The 22,046-nt window shown below is 70.0% G+C and carries 19 protein-coding genes; 7 read left to right on the forward strand and 12 right to left on the reverse strand.

Annotated features, from left to right (window positions below; genetic code table 11):
• Positions 1-29: 29 nt before the first annotated feature.
• From ACFY1L_RS12270 to ACFY1L_RS12280, 3 genes are read right to left on the reverse strand one after another with little or no spacing between them, the layout of a single operon-like run.
• The gene (locus ACFY1L_RS12270) at positions 30-932 is read right to left on the reverse strand and encodes a metal ABC transporter permease (RefSeq protein ID WP_388822117.1); all 903 of its coding nucleotides are present in this window, start codon (positions 930-932) and stop codon (positions 30-32) included.
• On the reverse strand, positions 932-1,711 hold the full coding sequence (locus ACFY1L_RS12275; protein ID WP_388822120.1) for a metal ABC transporter ATP-binding protein: 780 nt from the start codon (positions 1,709-1,711) through the stop codon (positions 932-934). The genes ACFY1L_RS12270 and ACFY1L_RS12275 overlap by 1 nt, the downstream gene beginning before the upstream one ends.
• Before the next feature lie 17 nt (positions 1,712-1,728).
• Complete coding sequence (locus ACFY1L_RS12280) at positions 1,729-2,688, reverse strand: metal ABC transporter substrate-binding protein (RefSeq protein WP_388822123.1); 960 nt, start codon at positions 2,686-2,688, stop codon at positions 1,729-1,731.
• A 160-nt stretch (positions 2,689-2,848) separates the two neighbouring features.
• Between ACFY1L_RS12280 and ACFY1L_RS12285 the strand changes: the two genes are divergently transcribed.
• Positions 2,849-4,231, forward strand: a complete 1,383-nt coding sequence (locus ACFY1L_RS12285) for a glycine--tRNA ligase (protein WP_388822126.1) — start codon at positions 2,849-2,851, stop codon at positions 4,229-4,231.
• A 111-nt stretch (positions 4,232-4,342) separates the two neighbouring features.
• Here ACFY1L_RS12285 and ACFY1L_RS12290 read toward each other — a convergent pair whose 3' ends face one another.
• On the reverse strand, positions 4,343-5,455 hold the full coding sequence (locus tag ACFY1L_RS12290) for an endonuclease/exonuclease/phosphatase family protein (RefSeq protein ID WP_388822129.1): 1,113 nt from the start codon (positions 5,453-5,455) through the stop codon (positions 4,343-4,345).
• Positions 5,456-5,644: 189 nt separating this feature from the next.
• On the opposite strand from ACFY1L_RS12290, the gene ACFY1L_RS12295 reads away from it, so the two are divergent.
• Positions 5,645-6,256: a LysE family translocator gene (locus ACFY1L_RS12295; RefSeq protein ID WP_388822132.1), complete on the forward strand. Its 612-nt coding sequence runs from the start codon at positions 5,645-5,647 to the stop codon at positions 6,254-6,256.
• Positions 6,257-6,259: 3 nt separating this feature from the next.
• Here the strand turns inward: ACFY1L_RS12295 and ACFY1L_RS12300 are convergent, their stop codons facing one another.
• Positions 6,260-7,306: a chitinase gene (locus ACFY1L_RS12300; protein ID WP_388822135.1), complete on the reverse strand. Its 1,047-nt coding sequence runs from the start codon at positions 7,304-7,306 to the stop codon at positions 6,260-6,262.
• Between the two features lie 157 nt (positions 7,307-7,463).
• Between ACFY1L_RS12300 and ACFY1L_RS12305 the strand changes: the two genes are divergently transcribed.
• On the forward strand, positions 7,464-8,474 hold the full coding sequence (locus ACFY1L_RS12305) for an aldo/keto reductase (protein WP_388822138.1): 1,011 nt from the start codon (positions 7,464-7,466) through the stop codon (positions 8,472-8,474).
• 25 nt (positions 8,475-8,499) lie between these two features.
• A complete protein-coding gene (locus ACFY1L_RS12310) occupies positions 8,500-9,090 on the forward strand; it encodes a TetR family transcriptional regulator (RefSeq protein WP_388822141.1) in 591 nt (196 codons plus the stop codon).
• On the opposite strand, the gene ACFY1L_RS12315 is transcribed toward ACFY1L_RS12310, so the two are convergent.
• The 3 genes from ACFY1L_RS12315 to ACFY1L_RS12325 all read right to left on the reverse strand — a co-directional run bounded on the left by ACFY1L_RS12315 (position 9,091) and on the right by ACFY1L_RS12325 (position 12,080).
• The gene (locus ACFY1L_RS12315; protein WP_388822144.1) at positions 9,091-10,236 is read right to left on the reverse strand and encodes a serine hydrolase domain-containing protein; all 1,146 of its coding nucleotides are present in this window, start codon (positions 10,234-10,236) and stop codon (positions 9,091-9,093) included.
• Between the two features lie 99 nt (positions 10,237-10,335).
• A complete protein-coding gene (locus ACFY1L_RS12320) occupies positions 10,336-10,542 on the reverse strand; it encodes a hypothetical protein (protein ID WP_361267624.1) in 207 nt (68 codons plus the stop codon).
• A 110-nt stretch (positions 10,543-10,652) separates the two neighbouring features.
• Positions 10,653-12,080 carry an MFS transporter gene (locus tag ACFY1L_RS12325; protein ID WP_388822147.1) on the reverse strand — a complete coding sequence of 476 codons (1,428 nt, stop codon included), beginning with the start codon at positions 12,078-12,080 and terminating at the stop codon, positions 10,653-10,655.
• Positions 12,081-12,181: 101 nt separating this feature from the next.
• Between ACFY1L_RS12325 and ACFY1L_RS12330 the strand changes: the two genes are divergently transcribed.
• A complete protein-coding gene (locus tag ACFY1L_RS12330; protein ID WP_388822150.1) occupies positions 12,182-13,060 on the forward strand; it encodes a helix-turn-helix transcriptional regulator in 879 nt (292 codons plus the stop codon).
• A 20-nt stretch (positions 13,061-13,080) separates the two neighbouring features.
• Here ACFY1L_RS12330 and ACFY1L_RS12335 read toward each other — a convergent pair whose 3' ends face one another.
• The gene (locus ACFY1L_RS12335; protein ID WP_388822153.1) at positions 13,081-14,526 is read right to left on the reverse strand and encodes an MFS transporter; all 1,446 of its coding nucleotides are present in this window, start codon (positions 14,524-14,526) and stop codon (positions 13,081-13,083) included.
• A 64-nt stretch (positions 14,527-14,590) separates the two neighbouring features.
• Here ACFY1L_RS12335 and dusB point away from each other — a divergent pair, with 64 nt between their 5' ends.
• Both dusB and ACFY1L_RS12345 read left to right on the forward strand, forming a co-directional pair.
• A complete protein-coding gene (gene dusB / locus ACFY1L_RS12340; RefSeq protein WP_361267616.1) occupies positions 14,591-15,733 on the forward strand; it encodes a tRNA dihydrouridine synthase DusB in 1,143 nt (380 codons plus the stop codon).
• A gap of 260 nt (positions 15,734-15,993) precedes the next feature.
• Entirely contained in the window at positions 15,994-16,521 is a 528-nt protein-coding gene (locus ACFY1L_RS12345) for a hypothetical protein (protein WP_388822156.1), read from the forward strand.
• Positions 16,522-16,530: 9 nt separating this feature from the next.
• Here ACFY1L_RS12345 and ACFY1L_RS12350 read toward each other — a convergent pair whose 3' ends face one another.
• From ACFY1L_RS12350 to ACFY1L_RS12360, 3 genes are all read right to left on the reverse strand, one after another.
• On the reverse strand, positions 16,531-18,315 hold the full coding sequence (locus ACFY1L_RS12350; protein ID WP_388822159.1) for a CDP-alcohol phosphatidyltransferase: 1,785 nt from the start codon (positions 18,313-18,315) through the stop codon (positions 16,531-16,533).
• A 156-nt stretch (positions 18,316-18,471) separates the two neighbouring features.
• Entirely contained in the window at positions 18,472-20,409 is a 1,938-nt protein-coding gene (locus tag ACFY1L_RS12355) for a glycogen debranching N-terminal domain-containing protein (protein ID WP_388822162.1), read from the reverse strand.
• Positions 20,406-21,959 (reverse strand): trehalase family glycosidase, encoded by a 1,554-nt coding sequence (locus tag ACFY1L_RS12360; protein ID WP_388822166.1) that lies wholly within the window; start codon positions 21,957-21,959, stop codon positions 20,406-20,408. Before ACFY1L_RS12360 ends, ACFY1L_RS12355 begins: the two co-directional genes overlap by 4 nt.
• Positions 21,960-22,046: the final 87 nt, after the last annotated feature.

Below are 22,046 nucleotides of genomic sequence, written 5' to 3' on the forward strand. Positions count from 1 at the left end.
GCCATTGTGCCAGCCCGGCCTGTGCGCAGTCAGACGCCGACCTTCCCCTCCGGGACCCGGGCGGCCGGAATCGCACACTCCGCGGGGTCGCCGACGGGCTGTGCGGCGGCTGCCGCGCGGGCGCGGCGGCGGGCCAGCGGGGTCGCCAGCGCGGTCAGCACGATGAAGGCGGCGATGGTCAGCAGCACGATCGTCGCGCCGGGCGGCACATCCTGGTAGTACGAGGTGACCGTGCCGCCGATGGTCACGGAGACCCCGATCGCCACCGCGATCGCGAAGGTCGCCGCGAAGCTGCGGCTCAATTGCTGCGCCGCCGCCACGGGTACGACCATCAGGGCCGACACCAGCAGCAGGCCCACCACCCGCATCGCGACCGTCACCGTCACCGCCGCCGTGATGGCCGTGAGCAGGTTCAGGGCGCGGACCGGCAGGCCCGTGACCCGGGCGAACTCCTCGTCCTGGCTCACCGCGAACAGCTGACGGCGCAGGCCGAGGGTGACCAGGACCACGAAGCCCGCGAGCAGGCAGATCGCCGTGACGTCCGACTCCGACACCGTCGACAGCGACCCGAAGAGGTACGACGTCAGGTTGGCGTTGGAGCCGCCCGGCGCGAGGTTGATGAACATCACGCCGCCGGCCATACCGCCGTAGAAGAGCATCGCGAGGGCGATGTCGCCGCGGGTGCGGCCGTACCAGCGGATCAGCTCCATCAGGACCGCGCCGAGCACCGAGGTGAGGGTCGCCATCCACACCGGCGACGCGGAGAGCAGGAAGCCGAGGCCGACGCCCGTCATCGCCACGTGGCCGATGCCGTCGCCCATCAGGGCCTGGCGGCGCTGGACGAGGTAGATACCGATCGCCGGGGCCGTGATGCCGACGAGGACGGCGGCGAGCAGGGCCCGCTGCATGAAGGCGTAGTCGAGGAAGTCCATCAGCTCAGCAGTCCTGTGCGCAGGGGCTCGTTCTCGTGGGGGTGTACGTGGTCGTGGCCCGGCAGCGCGTGCTGGCCGACCGCCTGCGGGGGCGGCCCGTCGTGCAGCACACAGCCGTCGCGGAGGACCACGGCGCGGTCGATCAGGGGCTCCAGGGGCCCGAGTTCATGGAGGACGAGCAGCACGGTCGTGCCCTGCGCCACCTGCTTCCGCAGCGTCTGCGCTAGCACCTCCTGGCTGGCCAGGTCCACGCCCGCCATCGGCTCGTCCATGATCAGCAGTTCGGGTTCGGCGGCGAGCGCGCGGGCGATCAGCACGCGCTGGTGCTGGCCGCCGGAGAGGGCGTTGACGGAGTCCTTCGCCCGGTCCGCCATGCCGACCAGCTCCAGGGCCCGTCGTACGGCCGCGTGGTCCGCCTTGCGCAGCACGCCGAAGCGGGCCCGGGACAGGCGGCCGGACGAGACGATCTCGGTGACGGTGGCCGGGACGCCGCCCGCGGCCGTCGTGCGCTGCGGGACGTAGCCGACCCGCGCCCAGTCCCTGAAGCGCTTGCGCTCCGTGCCGAACAGCTCGATCCCGCCCGCGGCGAGCGGCACTTGGCCGATGATGGTGCGGATCGCCGTCGACTTGCCGGAGCCGTTGGCGCCGAGCAGCGCGACGACCTCACCGCGGTTCACGGTGAGGTCGATTCCGCGCAGGACGGGGCGCGAGCCCAGGTCGGCACGTACGCCGCGCAGCGATATGACGGGCTCGGTTGCGGGCTCGCCCAAGGCGCCCATGTCGTCCTCCGTAAAGGTCATTCGGATCCCAGGGCTGTCTGCAGCGCCTTGAGGTTGGCCTCCTGGACCGCGAAGTAGTCCTTGCCGCGGGACTTGGCCGTGATGCCCTCGATCGGGTCGAGGACGTCCGTCTTCAGGCCGGCGTCGGAGGCGATGGTCTTCGCGGTCTTGTCGCTGACGAGCGTCTCGTAGAACACCGTGGTGACGCCGTCGGCCTTCGCCATCTTCTCAAGGCTCCTCACCCGGGCCGCGCTCGGCTCGGACTCGGGGTCGAGGCCGTTGATGGCCTCCTCGGTCAGGCCGTAGCGCTCGGCGAGGTAGCCGAAGGCCGCGTGCGTGGTGATGAAGACCTTGGACTTCGTGTTCGCCAGGTCGTCCTTGAACTGCGTGTTCAGGTCGTCGAGCTTCTTCACCAGGGCCGCGGTGTTCTTCTTGTAGTCGGCCGCGTGGTCCGGGTCGGCCTTCTCGAAGGCGGCCCCCACCCCCTTGGCGACCTCGGCGTACTTCACCGGGTCGAGCCAGATGTGGGGGTCCTTGCCGCCGGACTCCTCCTCGCCGTGCGAGTCGTCGTGCTCGGCCGCGTGGCCGCCGACCTCGTTGCCGTGCTCCTCGAGGGAGGTCAGGGAGGAGGCGTCGATCTTCGTCTTCACCTCGGACTGGGCCACCGCGTCGTCGACGGAGGGCTGGAGGTTCTTCAGGTAGAGCACCGCGTCCGACTCCTGGAGCTGCGCCGTCTGCTGGGCGCTGATCTCCAGGTCGTGCGGCTCCTGACCGGGCTCGGTCAGGCTCGTGACGTGCACGTGCTTCCCGCCGATCTGCTCGGCGAGGAAGGCCATCGGGTAGAACGAGGCGACGACGTCGAACTTGTCCGTGTTGCCGGCCGCGGCGGCTCCGGAGCAGGCGGAGAGGGTGGCCAGGCCGAGGGCGGTGACCGCGGCCGTGGCCACCGTGGGTATGAGGCGTCGTCGTACGTTCATGACAGTCATTTTCAACAAATATGGAAACCGTTGTCAACAAAGGTTTGACCAGGCACCGATTTGATTGAGGGGGAGCCCCCGCCGGTACCCTGAAGCATTCGCTCTGAAGCACTGCTCGAAGAGATGCTTCGTCGCCCGTCGTCGTAATGAAGAGAGCACCGTGGCCGCCGACAAGATCGACACCATCGTCAGCCTGAGCAAGCGCCGTGGCTTCGTATTCCCCTGCAGTGAGATCTACGGCGGTCAGCGCGCCGCCTGGGACTACGGGCCGCTGGGTGTCGAGCTCAAGGAGAACCTGAAGCGCCAGTGGTGGCGTTACATGGTGACGTCGCGCGAGGACGTGGTCGGTATCGACTCGTCCGTGATCCTGGCCCCCGAGGTCTGGGTCGCCTCCGGCCACGTCGCCACCTTCACGGACCCGCTCACCGAGTGCACCTCCTGTCACAAGCGGTTCCGCGCGGACCACCTGGAGGAGGCGTACGAGGCGAAGAAGGGCCACCTCCCGGAGAACGGCCTGGCGGACGTCAACTGCCCCAACTGCGGCAACAAGGGCCAGTTCACCGAGCCCAAGCAGTTCTCGGGCCTGCTCTCCACCCACCTGGGCCCGACGCAGGACAGCGGCTCCGTCGCGTACCTGCGGCCCGAGACCGCCCAGGGCATCTTCACCAACTTCGCCCAGGTGCAGACCACTTCGCGCCGCAAGCCGCCGTTCGGCATCGCGCAGATGGGTAAGTCCTTCCGCAACGAGATCACGCCCGGCAACTTCATCTTCCGCACCCGCGAGTTCGAGCAGATGGAGATGGAGTTCTTCGTCAAGCCGGGCGAGGACGAGAAGTGGCAGGAGTACTGGATGGAGCAGCGCTGGAACTGGTACACCGGCCTGGGCCTGCGCGAGGAGAACATGCGGTGGTACGAGCACCCGAAGGAGAAGCTCTCCCACTACTCCAAGCGCACCGCTGACATCGAGTACCGCTTCCAGTTCGGCGGCAACGAGTGGGGCGAGCTGGAGGGTGTCGCCAACCGCACCGACTACGACCTCGGCGCGCACTCCAAGGCCTCCGGCCAGGACCTCTCCTACTTCGACCAGGAGGCCGGCGAGCGCTGGACTCCGTACGTCATCGAGCCGGCGGCCGGTGTCGGCCGGGCGATGCTGGCGTTCCTGCTCGACGCGTACGTCGAGGACGAGGCCCCGAACGCCAAGGGCAAGATGGAGAAGCGCACGGTGCTGCGCCTGGACCACCGTCTGGCTCCCGTGAAGGTCGCGGTGCTCCCGCTCTCCCGCAACCCCGAGCTGTCCCCGAAGGCCAAAGGCCTCGCCCAGGCGCTGCGCCAGAACTGGAACATCGAGTTCGACGACGCGGGCGCGATCGGCCGCCGCTACCGCCGCCAGGACGAGATCGGCACGCCGTACTGCGTGACGGTCGACTTCGACACGCTGGACGACAACGCGGTGACGGTGCGCGAGCGTGACTCGATGAAGCAGGAGCGGGTGTCTCTCGATCAGATCGAGGGGTACCTCGCCGGGCGTCTCATCGGCAGCTAGTTGATCGACGGAGCAGCGTCTGCCTGGCTCGGGTGATCTGCCGGGTGCGCGTTGTCCGTGGCTTGTCGCGCAGTTCCCCGCGCCCCTGGAGGGGCGCGGGGAACCGGCGTTTTACAGGTCCAGGTCCACGTAGAGGGCCGCGTGGTCGGATGCCGCATCGGTCTTCGACGTCACGGTGTCGAAGGACTTGATGCCGTCCGCGAAGATCCCGCGGGTCTCCAGGCCGACGTGCTGCACCTCCTGCCACAGCGGCGGTGGGAGCAGGATGTAGTCGAGCTTGTCGCGCTCGCTCTTGCACTCCCCGTGGGTGCCGGGCACGCCACGGTAGGCGTGGTGACTCATCACGTCGCGCAGACCGGTGTCCCGCAGCACCGCGGCCGCGTCGCTGTCGGGGTCGTCGTTGAGGTCCCCGGCGACCATGACGTGCGGGGAGCGCTCCAGCGCGGCCCGGTAGATCTCCGCGACCCGCTTCGCCTGAGCCAGCCGCAGCTCCGGATCGTCGTGGAACTTGCTCTTCAGGTGGTTGCCGAGGATCACCAGGGGCGTGCCGTCGAGCCTGATCTCGAACTCGGGGCAGTCACGGCTGAAGAGGCGGTCCTCGGGGCGTTCCGGGTCGGTGTCGAAGAGGTGGGACCGCACGGATGTGATCGGGTGCCGGCTGAGGATCCCGATGTCGATGCCCCGGGGGTCGTTGCCGTCGATCAGCAGGATGTAGGGGTACGGCCGCCTGCCGAGCGCCCCGGCCAGGACCTGCGTGTTGAAGCGCTCCAGGGTGAGCCGGTCCTCGACCTCCACGGTGAGCAGGATGTCGGCGTCGACCTCCGAGACCACGCGGCCGGTGTTCCGCACCACGTCCAGATCGAGGTCGTCCTGCCCCAGTTCGGCCCAACCGGACCACGCGGCACGGCCCTTGGCGGTGACCTCGACGCGGGTGCTCTTCCCCGACCCGGTCGTCTTGAACAGCCCGGAGTCCTTGCCGGGGCGGGACTGGTTGACGAAGATCGGCGGGGGGTCCTTCGGGTCGATGTCGTACGCCCGGTGCTTCTCGATGATCCGCGCGATCTCCTTCTTGTCCTCGTCCGTGTACACCGCCCGGTCGAGGCGGGCGACCAACTGGGCGAAGTCGCCGAGGACTTCCTCGCGCTTCGCCGGGTCGGCAAGGCGGAAGGCCGTGGGGCGGCGGAAGACGTTCTCCATGTTGAAGGTGGCGATGCGGATGCTCATGGCTTGCCTCCCTCGGGCGGCGCACGGGCACCACACGGTCGGTGGCAGGCGCCGCCGAAGTGACTGCTCGCCGACAATTCCCATTGTCAGAGGGGTCGGGAAAGGTGTCCAACGGAGCCGATTGGTCCGGCAACCCGGCCGTCGATTGGCTCTGTATCCGGGGGTGCGACGGGCGCCAGGGTGATCGGCATGAGCCTCGCCTTCCTCCTCACCACCCTGGTCGTCGTCGCCACGCCCGGCACCGGCGTCGTCTACACCCTCGCCGCCGGGCTCTCCCGGGGGCGCCGTGCGAGCGTCGTCGCGGCGTTCGCCTGCACGCTCGGGATCGTGCCGCACGTGGTGGCCACCGTCACCGGGCTCGCCGCGCTGCTCAACGCCAGCGCGGCCGCCTTCCAGGTGCTCAAGTACGCCGGTGTCGCCTATCTGCTGTACATGGCGTGGGCCACGGTGCGGGACAAGGAGGCGATCGCCGTCGACGAGGAGGCGGCCCCGGCTTCCGCCGGCCGGGTCATCGTCCGTGGCGTGCTCGTCAACATCCTCAACCCGAAGCTGACGATCTTCTTCTTCGCCTTCCTGCCCCAGTTCGTCGACCCGGCCAGGCCGCACGCGCTGCCAAGGATGCTGGGCCTGAGCGGCGTGTTCATGCTGGCGACCTTCGTGGTGTTCGCCGGTTACGGCATCCTCGCCGCCTCGGTCCGCAGCCACGTCACCTCACGGCCGCAGGTGATGGCGTGGCTGCGGCGGAGCTTCGCGGGGTCGTTCGTGGCCCTTGGTGCGAAGCTCGCCCTCACGGCCAAGTGAACCTCAACGCCCCTGCAGGGACTTCACGTTGTCGCCGAACGTCCAGTTCTTCGAGCCGTCCCAGTTGATCGACCAGGTCATCAGGCCCTTGAGTGAGGTGCCGTAGTGCTTCCACGCCTGCGAGACCAGGCTCGGTGACATGTAGCCGCCGCCCGCGCCCGACTGCGCGGGCAGGCCCGGTACCTGCTTGTCGTACGGCACCTTGATGGTCGTACCCTGCACGACCAGGCCCTTGTTGAGGCAGTCGGTCTGGGCGGTGAAGCCCTGCACCGTGCCCGCCTGGTACGAGTCGCCCGAGCAGCCGTACATGCTGCCGTTGTAGTACTGCATGTTCAGCCACCACAGGCGGCCGTTGTCGGCGTACTTCTTGATGATCGGGAGGTACGCGCCCCAGATCGAGCCGTAGGTGACGCTGCCGCCCGTCACATAGGCCGTCTCCGGGGCCATGGTGAGTCCGAAGTTCGACGGCATCTGCGCCAGCACTCCGTCGATGATGCGGATCAAGTTGGCCTGGGAGGTGGAGAGCTGGGAGATGTTGCCGCTGCCGACCAGGCCCGTCTCGATGTCTATGTCGATGCCGTCGAAGTTGTACTTCTTCAGGATCGGGACGATCGTCGCGACGAACCTGTCCGCCACGGCGGTCGAGTTGAGGTCGATGCCGGCCGTCGCGCCGCCGATCGACAGCAGGATCGTCTGCCCGGACGCCTTGGCCGCGCACATCTCCGCGGGCGTCGCCACCTTCACGCCCGAGTCCATGCCGTCCTCCCACAGGGCCGTGCCGTCCGAACGGATCACCGGGAAGGCCGCGTTGACGACGTCGTAGCCGTGGGCGGCGATGCGGGAGTCGGTGATCGGGGTCCAGCCGAAGGGCGGGTGGACGCCGTTCGCGGAGCCGTCCCAGTTCTCCCAGTAGCCCTGGAGGACCTTGCCGGACGGCTTCGACTTCACGGCGCAGGTGTCGGCCGCGGACGCGGAAGTCGCAACGGGCAGTTGGGTGAGACAAGCGGTCGTCAGCGCGGCGGCGAGCAGGCGCAGGGCGCGGCGGAGCATACGGGCCTCCCGGTGGGGGTGCGGTGAGGTGTCGTAGGCATGACAGTGCTCTGGTCCAGACCTCTCGTCAATAGGTCTGGACCAGCCGGGACGGGTGTGTGACAAGGTTGGAATGACAGATATTGAAATCTGTCAGCTGTCATGTCAGGCTGAGGGCATGACGATGCGAACCCGATCCCTCGGAACCACCGGCCCCCAGGTCTCCGCCCTCGGCCTCGGCTGCATGGGCATGTCCGGCATGTACGGCGAGGCGGACCGCGCCGAGTCCATCGCCACCATCCATGCCGCCCTGGAGGCCGGCGTGACCCTGCTCGACACCGGCGACTTCTACGGCATGGGTCACAACGAACTGCTGATCGCCGAGGCCCTGCGCACCGCCCCGGCCGCCCTGCGCCAGAACGCGCTGACCAGCGTGAAGTTCGGCGCCCATCGCGGCCCGGACGGCGAGTGGCTCGGCTACGACGCGCGCCCGGCCGCCGTGAAGACCTGGGCCGCGTACTCCCTCCAGCGCCTCGGCGTCGACCACATCGACGTCTACCGTCCCGCCCGGCTCGACCCGAACGTGCCGATCGAGGAGACCGTCGGCGCGATCGCGGAACTGGTCGAGCAGGGGTACGTCCGCCACATCGGGCTGAGCGAGGTCGGCGCGGAGACCATCCGCCGGGCCGCCGCCACCGCCCCGATCGCCGACCTCCAGATCGAGTACGCGCTCATCTCCCGCGGCCCCGAGCGGGAGATCCTGCCCACCCTGCGCGAGCTGGGCATCTCCGTCACCGCCTACGGCGTGCTCTCCCGCGGCCTGATCTCCGGCCATGTCACGCCCGGCCAGGGGTTCGCCGCGAACGACTTCCGCGCCCACTCGCCCCGCTTCCAGGGCGACAACCTCCAGCACAACCTCACGCTGGTCGAGTCCCTGCGCAAGATCGCCGAGCAGAAGGGCGTCTCCGTCGCGCAGATCGCCATCGCCTGGGTGCTCTCCCGGGGCGAGGACATCGTGCCGCTGGTCGGCGCCCGCACCCGTAAGCGGCTCGGCGAGGCGCTCGGCGCCCTGGACGTGACCCTGGACGCGGCCGACCTCGCCGCCATCGAGGCAGCCGTACCGGCGGACGCGGCGGCCGGCGAGCGGTACGCCCCCGCGCAGATGGCCATGCTCGACAGCGAGCGCTGATCGCGGTGCCGGGTACCGTCTAGACATGCCACCGACCACCGAGACCCTGACCGCCGAGCGCATCCTCGCCGCCACCGAGGAGGTGCTGCGCCGCTACGGCCCGGCCAAGGCCACCGTGGTCGACGTGGCCCGCGCGCTCGGCGTCAGCCACGGCAGCGTCTACCGGCACTTCCGGACCAAGGCGGCCCTGCGGGAGGCGGTGACGAAGCAGTGGCTGGACCGTACGACGGAGCTGCTCGCCGGCATCACCGCCGACACCGGCCGGGACCCGGAGGCACGGGTGCGGGAGTGGCTCGCGGCGCTCTTCGCGGCCAAGCGGCGGAAGGCGGGGATCGACCCGGAGCTGTTCGCCACGTACTCGGTCCTGGCCGTCGACGCGGGCGAGGTGGTCGCCGCCCACATCACCGAACTCACCGACCAGCTCACCGAGATCGTGCGCGCCGGCGTCGAAGCGGGCGCCTTCACGGTCACCGACCCGGCCTCCGCGGCCCGCGCCCTCTTCCAGGCCACGGGCCGCTTCCACGACCCGGGCTACGCCAAGGAGTGGGAACTGCCGGGCGTGGCGGCCGAGTTCGAGGCCGTGGTGGATCTGCTGGTGCGCGGGCTGCGCGGCTGATCAGCCCGCCACGTACCCCCAGAAGTCCCGCATCACCGGTGTCGGTGTCGGGCTCGTCATGCCCGCCTGGGTCAGCAGGATCGCGACCGTTCCCGTGGGCGGGATGATGTGGCCCGTGGTGCCGGTGCCGCCGACCCAGCCATAGCGGCCGGGGACGTTCCAGGGGTCGGACGGGGCGACGTCGACCTGGCCGCCGTAGCCCCAGCCCTGGCCCTCCAGGAAGAGGGCGCCGCGGTCGCGCTGTTCGGCCGTGAGGTGGTTGGTGGTCATGCGGCTGACCGAGGTGGGGGTCAGGAGGTGGTCGCCGGCCGGGGTGGCGCCCGCGTTGAGGAGCAGGCGGGCGAAGGCCAGCCAGTCGTCGGCCGTGGAGGCCAGGCCGCCGCCGCCCGAGTGGAAGCGCGGGACGCGGCTCCATTCGCCGTCCGGGGTGTCCGCCAACGCCAGGGTGCCGTCCGGGGCCGGTGCGTAGGCCGATGTGAAGCGGTGCCGTTTCGACTGCGGGACCTCGAACGCCGTGTCCTTCATGCCCAGCGGTTCGAAGAGCCGTTCCGCCAGGAAGTCGGGGAGCGTACGGCCCGACGCCCGCTCGATCAGGATGCCCTGGAGGTCGGAGGAGGTGCCGTACAGCCAGGCCTCGCCCGGCTGGTACAGCATCGGCACCTGGGCGAGCAGGCCCAGCCAGGTGTCCGGGTCCGGCCAGTCCTGCAGAGCCCGGCCGTCCTTCTGCACCGTGAACAGCGACTGCACCGCCGGGAGCGAGAAGTCGGAGGGGAAGCCCCAGCCGGTGCGGGAGCTGAGCAGGTCCTCGACCGTGATCGGGCGGGTTGCGGGCACCACGTCGTCGACGGGGCCGGCCGGTGTACGCACCACCATCGGCTTCGACAGCTCCGGAAGCCACTCCTCCACCGGTGACTCCAGCCCCAGTACGCCCTCCTCCACCAGCATCAGCACGGCCGCCGCCGCGATCGGCTTGGTGATGGACGCGATACGGAAGATCGAGTCCCGTGCCATGGGGGCGGTGCCGTCGGTGTCCACCGAGCCGACGGTCACCACCTCCACGTCGTCGCCGCGGGCCACGAGGGCCACGGCACCCGGCACGGTTCCTTCGTCGACGTGTCGTTGCAGGGTGTCGTACAGAGCGCTCATGGTGCGTCGCCTTCCGGTGCGATGGCTTTCCGTCGTACGGCATACGACTCCCGGTGCGACCGAAAGTCATCGCACCGACCGGAGAGACCGGCAGAAGTCCTATGCGTCCGCCGGGTCGACCGTCGCCTGATGCGCCTCCGCCAGGTGCTCCTCCGCCTTCAGCCAGGGCAGGAACTGCGCGCTCTTGCGCCAGCCGCACGTGTCACATCTGATCGTGCGCTGCACTCCCGCACGCTGCACCCGGACGACGTGCTCCCGCCCGTGCTGGTCCCAGCGGCTCACCTTGCTCGTGTTGATCTCCAGCATGATGTCTCGCCTCCGGCACAGGAGTGTGCAGCAAGACCAACATCAACAGGGAGTTCTCCACGGCGAGTTGACCAAGCCGTGGCCGATCCCACACCCCGGACCCACACACCTCAGCCGATGGTGCGCGGCAGACGCAGGCTCAGCAGTCCGGTCAGGACGATGCAGCCCAGCTGGGTCAGCAGGGTGATGACCAGGGCGTCCTGCATGCCCATCCCGGGGATGAGGGAGAGGAAGAGCGTGCCCAGGGCGGCGACGCCGAGGGCGAGGGCGGACTGCTGGGTCGTCATCATCACGCCGCTGCCGACGCCGGCCCGGACGGGCTCCACCTCGGAGAGAACCACCCGGTAGATGATGGGGAGTTGGAGCGCCTGGCCACCGCCCGCGAACACCGCTCCCGGGAGCAGTTCGACCAGGCCGAGGTCCGGCCAGGACCGCCAGGCCGCCAGCGCCATCAGGCCGATGCCGAGCCCCTGGAGCACGGCTCCCGCGGTCACCACCCGGGTGCCGTAGCGGGCGACCAGGCGGGGTCCGGCGAGCGAGACGAAGAAGAAGACCCCGGCCATGGGGGCGAGCGCCAGGCCCGCCTGGACCGGGCCGAGCCCGGCTCCTCGCTGCAGCGCCACCGCGATCACGAACATGAAGCCGCTGAAGCCGACGGAGAACGGCAGGATCATCACCAGGCCGCGGCGGAGCGACGTGAGCGCGAACAGGCTCGGCGGGACGAGTGGCGTACGGCCCCGGCGGTCGGCCCGGCGCTCGACGGCGTAGAACGCTGCCGCCAGGAACGGGAACGCGGCCAGCGACACCCAGGTCCACAGCGGCCAGCCCGCCGAACGGCCCTCGGTGAGCGGGGCCAGCAGGGCGAGGAGGGACGCGGTGAGCAGGACGGTGCCGGGTCCGTCGACCGGTTCGGGGTGCTGGGAGCGGGTCTCCGGTACGGCACGGGTCGCGAGGATCAGGCCCACGACGACCACGGGGACGTTCACCAGGAAGACCGAGCGCCAGCCGGTGCCCGCGATGTCCGCGGCGACCAGGACCCCGCCGAGGATCTGCCCGGCGACCATGGACAGGCCTGCCGTCGCGCCGTACAGGCCCATGGCCTTCGCCCGGCGCGGGCCCGCCGTGGCCGCCTGGATGGTGGCGAGGACCTGCGGCAGCATCGCGGCGGACGCGGCGCCCTGGGCGACCCGGGCCACCACCAGCGTCCAGGCGGTGGGCGCCAGCCCGCACGCCAGCGAGGTCAGACCGAAGGCCGCCATACCGCCGAGGAAGAGCCGCCGGCGCCCGAACAGGTCGCCGAGCCGCCCGCCGAGGACGAGCAGGACGGCGTACGCCAACCCGTAACCGGCGACGACGAGTTCGAGGACGGACTCGCTCGCGTGCAGGTCGTTGCCGATGGTCGGCAGGGCGACGTTGACGATGAAGAAGTCGATGAGAGGGAGTGCCGCTGCCAGCAGCACGGTGAAGAGTCCGATGCCGCCGAGCGAGGGTGTCGCGGCCGGTGGTCGGACGGTGCGTGGAGCGATGGTTTCGGTCACGTCATCGAGGCTGCGCCTGCTCCCAGCGTGGTACCAGAGTCTTCTTATCCTGGTAGAAGGAGTACCTGGAAACAGGTTCCGGCGCGCGGCAGGCTGGAGGCATGACGACGATGGCCCAGGAGACGACGGCCCCGCGCACGCGCGACGCGGGCGCCGAGGTGCGGCGCCACGAACTGGCGGCCTTCCTGCGCAGCCGCCGCGAGCGCATCACCCCGGAGGAGGTCGGGCTCCCGCGCGGCCGCCGGCGCCGCACGCCCGGGCTGCGCCGCGAGGAGGTCGCCCAGCTCGCCGCGGTGGGCGTCACCTGGTACACGTGGCTGGAGCAGGCCCGCGACATCCAGGTCTCCGTCCAGGTCCTGGACGCCCTGGCCCGCACCTTGTTCCTCGACGCCACCGAGCGCGCCCACCTCTTCCAGCTGGCCGGCGCGGTCGACCCGACACCGGCCCTGACCTGCCCGTCGGTGACGCCCGCCCTGCGGGCCATGCTGGAACAGCTGGAGCCGTACGCCGCGAGCATCCAGAACAGCCGCTACGACATCCTCGCCCACAACCGCACGCTCGGACTGCTGCTGTGCGACCTGGAGACGGTGCCGCCCGAGGACCGCAACTGCATCCTGCTGTCCTACGTCAACGAGGAGTGGCGCAACTCGATCGTGCACCTGGAGGAGACGCGGCGCCTGATGGCCGCGAGGTTCCGCGCCGCGATGGCCGGGCATCTCGGGGAGCCCGCCTGGAAGCTGCTGCTGAAGCGGTTGCGTACGTATCCGGAGTTCTGCGAGGCCTGGGAGCGACACGAGGTGGTCGTGGCGCACAGCAAGCGCAAGGAGTTCCTCAACCGCTTGGTCGGGCGGGTGGTCGTGGACCAGTCGGAACTGTGGCTGGGGCCGGAGGTCGGGTCGCGGATGGTGACGTACGTCCCGGCGGACGAGGAGTCGAGGGTGAAGCTGGAGAAGCTGCACGAAATAGCGCTGGGGAGGTAGACCGGCCGCGTGGGCGCGACCTACGCACTGACCCCCGTGGGCCGGCGCACCTCGTCCGACGCAAGCTTGTCAGCCGTCCGCTCAGCAGTCCGCCGAGCCCAACGCCCACTGGTCAACGTCCCGAGAACAAGCACCGCAGCCCCACACCCGACAAGAATCCACCACCCCGGCACCGAGGCCGACACGAACGCCGCCTTGTACGACGAGGCCCCCACCCCGGAGGCCAACACCGCCCCCACCACAGCAACCCCCAGCGTCTGCCCGAGCTGCCGGCTGGTGGACGCGACGGCAGCCGCAACCCCCGCCTGAGCCCGCGGCATCCCCGACACCGCCGTATTGGTGATCGGCGCGTTCACAAACCCGAACCCCACGCCGAACAGGACGTAGCCGAGCATCAACGCCCCGTCGGACGTCTCCGCGTCGAACGCCGCGAACAGCACCGCGCTCGTGGTCATCGCCACTCCGGCGATCACCAACGACAGCCGAGGCCCCCGACTCCCGACCAGTCGCCCCGACAGCGGCGCGCACAGAAACGTCGGCACAGCCATCGGCAGCATCCACAGACCGGCGTGCAGCGCGCTCAGCCCCCGCACGTTCTGCAGATACAGCGTCGACAGGAACAGGAACCCGCCCAGCGCCGCGAACGCGCTGATCGCGATCACCGTCGCCCCGCTGAACGGCGCCGAGCGGAAGAACCGCAGGTCGATGAGGGGTTCGTCGCGACGGGGCTCGTACCACAGCAGCCCCACCAGCGCGGCCAGCGCCACGGCGGCGTACGGGAGGACCGAGGCCGCACCGGAGTTCGGAACCTCGATTATCGCGTACGTCAGCGAGCCGAACAGGGCGATGACCAGCACCTGGCCGACCGGATCCGGGCGGCGGGCGCGGTCGGCGCGGGACTCGGGGACGTAGCGGAGGGTGAGGAGGAGGGCGGCCAGGCCCACGGGCAGGTTGAGCCAGAAGATCGAGCGCCAGCCGACCGAGTCCACCAGCAGGCCGCCGACCAGTGGGCCCGCGGCCATCGAGATGCCGACCACCGCGCCCCACACGCCGATCGCCCGGGCCCGCTCGCGCGCGTCCGTGAAGGTGTTCGTGATGATCGACATGGCGACCGGGTTGAGCATCGAGCCGCCCACCGCCTGGACCATGCGGAACGCGATGAGGGAGTCGAGGTTCGGGGCGAGGGAGCACAGCAGCGAGCCGATGCCGAACACGACCAGGCCCGCCATGAAGACGCGCTTGCGGCCGATGCGGTCGGCCGTGGAGCCGGCGAGCATCAGCAACGACGCCAGCACCAGGGTGTAGGCGTCGATCGTCCACTGCAGGCCGGCCGTGGTCGCGTGCAGCTCGCGCTGCATGGACGGCAGGGCCACGTTCAGGACGGTGTTGTCGAGGCTCACGATCAGCAGGCTCATGCAGCAGATCGCGAGGACGAGGAGTCGTCGGCGTTGGCTGAGCTCGGGCATGTGTGGATAGTACGCCTAACTAATGAATTTCGCTGCACCCGGTCCGGTACGTGAGAATGGGGGAATGCCCACGACCGCCTCGGCCCTGCAGATCGGCCCGCACACCGTCCAGCCGCCCGTCGTCCTGGCCCCCATGGCCGGGATCACCAACGCGCCCTTCCGCACGCTGTGCCGGGAGTTCAGTGGTGGCAAGGGGCTGTTCGTGAGCGAGATGATCACTACTCGGGCGCTGGTCGAGCGCAACGAGAAGACCATGCAGCTGATCCACTTCGACGCGAGTGAGAAGCCTCGGTCGATTCAGCTGTACGGCGTCGATCCGGCGACCGTCGGCAAGGCCGTCCGCATGATCGCGGAGGAGGGGCTGGCCGATCACATCGATCTGAACTTCGGGTGTCCGGTGCCGAAGGTCACGCGGAAGGGCGGCGGGTCGGCGCTGCCGTACAAGCGGAATCTGCTGCGGGCGATTCTGCGGGAGGCGGTGTCCGGGGCCGGGGACCTGCCGGTGACGATGAAGATGCGCAAGGGCATCGACGACGATCACATCACCTATCTCGACGCCGGGCGTATCGCGGTGGAGGAGGGTGTTACGGCGATTGCGCTTCATGGGCGTACGGCTGCGCAGCATTACGGCGGTACGGCGGACTGGGACGCCATTGCCCGGCTGAAGGAGCATGTGCCGGAGATTCCGGTGCTGGGGAACGGGGACATCTGGGCGGCGGAGGATGCGCTGCGGATGGTGCGGGAGACCGGGTGCGACGGGGTGGTCGTGGGGCGGGGCTGCCTGGGCCGGCCTTGGCTCTTCTCGGACCTGGTGGCGGCATTCGAAGGCCGTACGGAGGACATCGCTCGGCCGTCCCTGCGCGAGGTCGCCGATGTCATGGTTCGCCATGCCACCCTGCTCGGTGAGTGGATCGGTGACGAGTCCAAGGGTGTCGTCGACTTCCGTAAGCATGTGGCCTGGTATCTGAAGGGCTTCGCGGTGGGCAGCGAGATGCGCAAGCGCCTTGCGATCACCTCGTCTCTGGCGGAACTTCGGGCCGGGCTCGACGAGTTGGACCTCGATCAGCCTTGGCCTGTCGGCGCGGACGGTCCTCGGGGGCGTACGTCCGGCAACAACAGGGTTGTTCTGCCGGACGGTTGGCTGAAGGACCCGTACGACTGTGCGGGCATCGGTGAGGATGCGGAGCTGGACACGTCCGGGGGCTGAGGTGGGATGCCTGCGGCGGCCTGTGCGGGATCGGTGGGGGTGCGCGTAGCGCCTTGCGGTGTGTTGTGGGTCGGGGCCGGTGCGGGGGGTGTCCGTCCTCGGTCCGGCGGTGCTGGTGGCCCGGGTTGTGCTGTGTCGTGACGCCGGCCGCTGCGGGCGGACACCCCCCGCCCCGGCCCCTTCCCGCCGTACGCGGCTGCCGGTCGTCTGCGGCTGGTGCACCCTCGACAGCCCTCTCGCTTGGGCCGACACTGATCGGCATGGGGGACAGTGCGGTGTGGGTTGCGGCCTTCACCGGTGGTACGGCGGTGCTCGCCAGTTGGGTGACCAATCTCGGGAACGTGCGGGCCGCCCGGGCGCAGGCGGAGGCTTCCGCGTTGGCCCAACAGCGCGGTCGGGTGCGGGAGTTGCGGCGGGCCGCCTATCTGGATGTCATGGAACAGGCGCACGTCACCGGTGAGCTGTACTGGCGGGTGGGTGACGTGTACGCCCAACTTGCCGATCCGGATGAGATTCTTGCGCGCATCCAGGGACTCCGGACCGAACTGCGCGATGCGTACGACCCCTTCATGCGCAGCGTCCGGGTCGTCGTACTGGAGGGGCCCGAGGGTACCGCCGACGCGGCCGAGGCCGTGTTGCGGGCGGCGGCCGAGGCGAACCGGACGTTGTGGCGGGTCGCGCTCGGCGAATCCGACGCGCGCGACCGCTTCGACGAGGCGCAGGCGGCTTACCTTCGGTGCCTGAAGCTGTTCGTCGAAGTGGCGCGCGCGGCGATGAGCGCCTCGTAGCCTTGTGTGTCAGCCCTTCTTCGGGTGCGGGGTCGAGCCGTATGCCGTCAGGAACCTGTCGCGGAAGGCGCTCATCTTCCAGACCGGGGCGTTGTGGGCGGGGCGTAGGCCGTCCGTCCAGTTCCAGCTGTTGATCTTGTCGAGGACCTTCGGGTCCTTGGCGACTATGGAGATCGGGACGTCTCGGCTGGCGTGGTTGCCGCTCACTCGGGCTATGGGCTGGTGGTCGCCGAGGAAGACGAGGACGGTGTTGTCGTTGCCGTAGCGCTCGAGCCACTGGGTGAGGGCCGTTACCGAGTACTGGACCGACTTGCCGTACTCCGCCTGGGACTTGGGGGAGCTGGCGATGATGTCCGAGGGGTTGTTGCCCGCCTTCTGGATGGCGTTGAAGATCGAGCCGTCGCCCAGTTCGTTCCAGGGGACCATCTTGGGGATCGGGGCCCAGGGCTGGTGGCTGGAGGTCAGGATGACCAGGGACATCAGTGGCTTGCTTCGCTTCTTGCTGTGTTCCAGTTTCTGGAACTGCTCCAGGGCGTACTGGTCCGGCATGGTGGACCAGCTGAACTTCGGGCCCTTGTAGCCCATTTGGAAGGCGTTGCGGTACTTGTCGAGGCCGTAGAACTTCGACTCCGGCCAGGACTTCTGCACGCCGGGCATGATGCCCACCGTGTCCCAGGCGTTCGTCTTGGCGAAGGCCTTGGTGAGGCTGAGGTGGTTGCTGGCCATGACTGTGCGGTAGCGCTGTTGGTTGTCGATCCACAGGCCGGACATCGTGGTGGAGTGGCCCAGCCAGCTGCTGCCGCCGTAGGTCGCCGAAGTGAGCCAGCCGCTCTTTGCGTGGAAGCCTGCCTTTGCGAGGGCCTTGGTGCGGGCGTCGAGCGTTGCGTCCACGCCGGGGGCCTCCACCGGGTCCTCGATCGCGCTGCGGCCGTAGCTCTCGATGAAGGTGAAGATCATGTCCTTGCCGCGCAGGTCCGGCACCAGTTGGTCGGGTGGGGTGTTGCCGAACTTGTCCACCTTGGCCACCTGCTGGAACGCCGCCTCGTCCCGGAGGGTGTCCCGCACCCGGCGCGCCTGGATCGCCAGTGCCCCTGCGGTGCGGTCGGAGGCGATCGGTACGCCCATGATCTGCAGGCCCAGCGCGGAGCAGAGGACCCAGACGACGGTTGCGGCCAGCGTGCCTCGTGTTGCCGCCTGTTTGTTGCGGGCCAGGACGTTGCTCAGTCGGACCATTGCCAGGGCCATGACGGTGAGCAGGAGGACGACGAGGACGATCAGGCCCACCGTCGCGACTGTCGCCACCGCCTTGCCCATCGAGTCCGCCACGTACGACTGCGCGTCCGGCAGCAGTTCCCAGTCGAGGACGAGGTTGAAGGCCCGGCCGAGGTACTCCCAGAAGCCCATGTCCAGGAAGTTGAGGATGGTCATGGCCCCCAGGGCCACCCCGGACAGCACCGCAACCGCTATGCGCGGTCTGCGCGGCAGTGCGAGGGCCACGGCCGCCCCGATGATGGCCTCCACCGGTATGCGTGTGAAGCGGTCGGTCTGCAGCGCGCCTATTCGGTTCGGCAGGAGGAGGGCGCCGATGACCAGGGCCGCGGCGAGGATCGTGATCGTCCATTGGGTGTTGCGTACGGCTGTGGGGTGGCCGGTCCGCCAGTCCGCGAGGCGTTTGCGCAGGGTGACGCGGGTGGGTGCCGTCTCGTCCGGCGATTCGGGCCCGGCCTCGGGTGACGTGCCCTCTGTGGTGGTGTCGGTGTCCGGTTGTTGACGAAGGCGCGTGAAGACAGGCACCCGAAGGTCCTTCCGTAGCGAACGAGGCCCGTGGCAGGGTGGCGGGCCTTGCGCCGGGGAGGCATGGGGCCCGCCGACATGACGTACGGCGGGCCCTGGGTGCCTGTTCACATCTCAGGGCAAACACCGGGCAAACGCCTGGTCAACCCTGTGGGGTCAGGCGCCTCCCACTGCTGTGAGCAACGCGAGTGGCGCCGCGGCCGAGCGGGATTCCCGGACACATGCGTGGGGGTACGGGACCGGCTCCGCGTGCGTGTCCCGGCCGTAGCCCGCCAGTACCTCCGGCAGGCGGTGGCCGGTTGCCGTAGCCGCGTCCACCAGGGCGTGGGCCACCGTTCGCGCCTCGTCGTGCAGGCCGTAGCGGGCCAGGCCCAGGGTGATCAGCGCGTTGTCGTGCGGCCAGACGGAACCCCGGTGGTAGGAGAGGGGGTGATAGGCGGCTTGGCCCGCGGCCAGCGTCCGTACGCCCCAGCCGGAGAAGAAGTCCGGTTCCAGCAGGCGCCGGCCGACGACCTCGCCGTACTCCTTGTCCAGCAGGCCGGACCAGAGGAGATGCCCGGCGTCGGAGGCCAGCGCGTCGACCTGGTTGCCGTCGCCGTCGAGGGCGAGTGCCGGGAAGGAGCGGTCCCGCATCCAGAAGTCCCGTTGGAAACGGTCGCGCAGGTCGGCTGCCGCTTGTTCCAGCAGTGCCGCGTATGTCTCGTCCTCCCAGATGGTGCGCGCCACCCATGCCGTACGGCGCAGCGCGTCGTACGCGTAGCCCTGGGCCCCCGCCGCCATGACCGCTCCGGTTGCGCGGGTGCCGTCCGCGGAGCAGATGGCGCCGGGGGAGTCCTTCCAGTTCTGGTTGGCGAGGCCGCCCTGGTCGGCGCGGTAGACCAGGTAGCCGCGCGAGGTCAGTCCGCCGTGGTCCAGCATCCAGCCGATCGCCGCGCGGGCGTGGGGTTCGAGGCGGCGGGCGAGCGTCGCGTCGCCGGTCTGCTCCACGTACGCGCCGAGGAGGACGAGGAACAGCGGGGTCGCGTCCACCGAGCCGTAATAGCGGCCGTACGGGACCTGGCCGAAGTGCGCCAGTTCGCCGTGCCGCACCTCGTGCACGATCTTGCCCGGTTGGGCCACCGCGTCCGCCCCTGTCTCCGTCGCCTGGGCGGCGGCGAGGGCGGGGAGTGTGGCGGCGGCCAGCTGGGGGCGGTAGGGGAGGGTGAAGAGGGAGGTGAGCAGGGCGTCCCGGCCCAGCAGGGTCAGGAACCAGGGGGCTCCGGCCGCCGGGACGCGCAGCTCCTCGCCGTCCGGGCCCGTCGCCGGCACCTGGAGCGACGCGAGGTCCGCGAGGCCGCGGGCGCAGGCCGCCGCCAGCTCCGGCCAGCCGGTCGGGAAGGGCACGCCCTCCACGAACTCCCCTTCCAGAGCGAGGAGTTGCTCATTGGCGGCCGAAGGCGAGGCGGGGACCTGCGGCTCCGTCGTCACCCCGTGCGGATGGGCCGCCACCCGCAGGGCCAGCTCCGCCGTGCCGTGCGGTTCCAGTTCCAGGGTCCATACGAGGCGACGGGCGCCCGTGCCCGTCTCCTCCACGCCGTCCGGGGCGGGCTCCGCCGTGACCGTCGTACACGAACGCCACTCGCCGCGCTGGTAGGTGAACTCCACGCCGTCGTCGAGGACCTGGCGGGAGCGGGTGGCGCCGATCTTGGCGTAGGTGCGGTAGTCGGAGCGCAACTCGAACTGGTCGGTGAAGTCGGCGTCCGCGGTGACCGCCAGGCGGACGGTGGTGGGTACCGGGCGGTTGCTGGTGATCTTGAGAGACTCGACGAACGCGCCGTCTCCCACAGCCTGTTCGCGGAAGATCGTGTACGCGGGGGGCTCCTGGCGGCCGCCGCGCGGGACGAGGACACAGCGCGCCGTGTCCCCGTCCGCGACCGGCGTGAGCGACTCCGGCACGGCGCCGTCGACCGTCAGTTGCCAACGGCTCAGATGCCGTGCGTCGCGCACGAATAACCCGTCCGGGGAGCCGGCCCCCCGGACACCGCTGATGTCCCCGCCGTCGCCCACGGCCGCGAACGTCCCGCCGTGCACGAGCAGATGATGCCGGTCGCTCATCCCCGGTTCCCTCCCCTGATCTTCTTGTCCCTCATCTCGTCCATCTCGTCGAACGTGTCGATGCCCGTGGGGGACACGCCGTCCTCGGGATGGGGGTCCCCCCGCTCGAGCGAAGCCGAGAGTGGGGGCGAATGGAGCAGGTCCAGCGTCAGCGCGGCGGTCCAGCCGAAGCCCGTCGCGCCGCAGGCCTCGCCGGTGAACGGGTCGACGTACTCCGCGAAACCGGAGTCGTCGGCGGTGCGCAGGATCGCCTCCCGCAGCGTGTCGGCCGCCGCCTGCCGGCCGTGCATCCGCAGCCCGCGCTCCAGCAGCCAGCTCGTGTTGAACCAGGCGGGCCCGCGCCAGTACCGGTGCGGGTCGAAGGCCTCGCCGAGGAGGTCGTAGCTGGGCACGAGCCGGGTGTCGCCGCCGAGCCCGAAGTGCGGGCCGCGCAGGGTGCGCAGGAGTGCCGCGGTGATGTCGCGGGGGAGGCCGGGCAGGAGCAGCGGGACGAGGCCGGAGACGCTGCGCTCGGGGATCAGGGCGCCGTTCCGCAGGTCCCGGCAGAGGAACATTCCGCTCGCCGGGTCCCACAGACGGTCCACCAGCGCCGCCGTCAGGCGCTCCGCGCGCGCGTGCCGGGCGGTGGCGACCGCTCCCAGCTCGCCGGCGATCCTGGCCAGGGCGTGCTCGGAGGCGATGAGCAGGGCGTTGAAGGAGGGGTCCTCGACCGCGAATTCGCTCGCCCCGTCGGCGTAGCCCGCGTCCCGGTAGTCCGTCGCCAGCCGCACGTACCGGCCGTAGTCGAGATCCGTCGGCCGGTCCTCGGCGGCCCCGTGGTCGAGGTCCGCCCGACGGAAGGAGCGGGCCGGGGCGGGCGTGATCCTGCTCAGGGGCGCGTCCCAGCACGGGCTGTTGTCCATACCCTGTTCCCAGGGGTGCACCACGGATGCCAGGCCGCCCCCGCCGAGGTCCCGCCGGTGCAGCAGATAGCGGTGCCAGGCGGCCAGCCGGGGATACACCCGGGTGAGGAAGCCCCGTGCCCGCGACAGCCCCGGGTCGGCGCAGTGCACCAGCCAGGCCGCGAGCGCGTGCACCGGTGGCTGCACGATGCCCGAGGTCTGTACGGTGCGCGGAGCGCCCGCAGCGCGCCCCGCGGTCGAGGAGCGCCAGAAGTCGGGGCTCGGGAAGTACGCGTCGAGCGGGACGGAGGGGTTGAAGACGATGTGCGGGATCCGGCCGTCGCCCCACTGGGCGGCGAGCAGCGTCTCCAGCTCCGTCTGTGCCCGTAACGGCGACAGGTGCCGCAGGCCGATCGCGATGAACGCCGAGTCCCAGGACCACTGGTGCGGATACAGGCCGTGCGAGGGGATGGTGGAGGTGCCGGTCCAGTTGCCCTCCAGCACCCGTGCCGCTCTGACGTGCAGCGAATGTGTCGGAGTCGAGGGATCGTATGCAACGCCCTCCAGCCGTGTTACCTCACCACGGCCGGAAAAGGGGGGTGAGGAAATGGTGCGTACGGGATCGAAGTGACCCGTGTCGCGGGCGGTGAGCTGGGTTGTGCGATCCACTCAGGGCTCCCCGAAGACGTCCTGCCGACCAGTTCGGCTGTGGCTACCGTAGGGTTACGTCTATTTAACACGCAAAACTCAATATGT

Origin of the sequence: Streptomyces sp. NPDC001663 (assembly GCF_042893105.1) — a bacterium.
Classification (GTDB): Bacteria; Actinomycetota; Actinomycetes; order Streptomycetales; family Streptomycetaceae; genus Streptomyces.

Excerpts from the sequence above, each read along its gene's own strand:
- ACFY1L_RS12270 (WP_388822117.1), bottom strand. The coding sequence starts at position 932 with ATGGACTTCCTCGACTACGCCTTCATGCAGCGGGCCCTGCTCGCCGCC.
- ACFY1L_RS12275 (WP_388822120.1), bottom strand. The coding sequence starts at position 1,711 with ATGGGCGCCTTGGGCGAGCCCGCAACCGAGCCCGTCATATCGCTGCGC.
- ACFY1L_RS12280 (WP_388822123.1), bottom strand. The coding sequence starts at position 2,688 with ATGAACGTACGACGACGCCTCATACCCACGGTGGCCACGGCCGCGGTC.
- ACFY1L_RS12290 (WP_388822129.1), bottom strand. The coding sequence starts at position 5,455 with ATGAGCATCCGCATCGCCACCTTCAACATGGAGAACGTCTTCCGCCGC.
- ACFY1L_RS12295 (WP_388822132.1), top strand. The coding sequence starts at position 5,645 with ATGAGCCTCGCCTTCCTCCTCACCACCCTGGTCGTCGTCGCCACGCCC.
- ACFY1L_RS12300 (WP_388822135.1), bottom strand. The coding sequence starts at position 7,306 with ATGCTCCGCCGCGCCCTGCGCCTGCTCGCCGCCGCGCTGACGACCGCT.
- ACFY1L_RS12305 (WP_388822138.1), top strand. The coding sequence starts at position 7,464 with ATGACGATGCGAACCCGATCCCTCGGAACCACCGGCCCCCAGGTCTCC.
- ACFY1L_RS12310 (WP_388822141.1), top strand. The coding sequence starts at position 8,500 with ATGCCACCGACCACCGAGACCCTGACCGCCGAGCGCATCCTCGCCGCC.
- ACFY1L_RS12315 (WP_388822144.1), bottom strand. The coding sequence starts at position 10,236 with ATGAGCGCTCTGTACGACACCCTGCAACGACACGTCGACGAAGGAACC.
- ACFY1L_RS12320 (WP_361267624.1), bottom strand. The coding sequence starts at position 10,542 with ATGCTGGAGATCAACACGAGCAAGGTGAGCCGCTGGGACCAGCACGGG.
- ACFY1L_RS12330 (WP_388822150.1), top strand. The coding sequence starts at position 12,182 with ATGACGACGATGGCCCAGGAGACGACGGCCCCGCGCACGCGCGACGCG.
- ACFY1L_RS12335 (WP_388822153.1), bottom strand. The coding sequence starts at position 14,526 with ATGCCCGAGCTCAGCCAACGCCGACGACTCCTCGTCCTCGCGATCTGC.
- dusB (WP_361267616.1), top strand. The coding sequence starts at position 14,591 with ATGCCCACGACCGCCTCGGCCCTGCAGATCGGCCCGCACACCGTCCAG.
- ACFY1L_RS12345 (WP_388822156.1), top strand. The coding sequence starts at position 15,994 with ATGGGGGACAGTGCGGTGTGGGTTGCGGCCTTCACCGGTGGTACGGCG.
- ACFY1L_RS12355 (WP_388822162.1), bottom strand. The coding sequence starts at position 20,409 with ATGAGCGACCGGCATCATCTGCTCGTGCACGGCGGGACGTTCGCGGCC.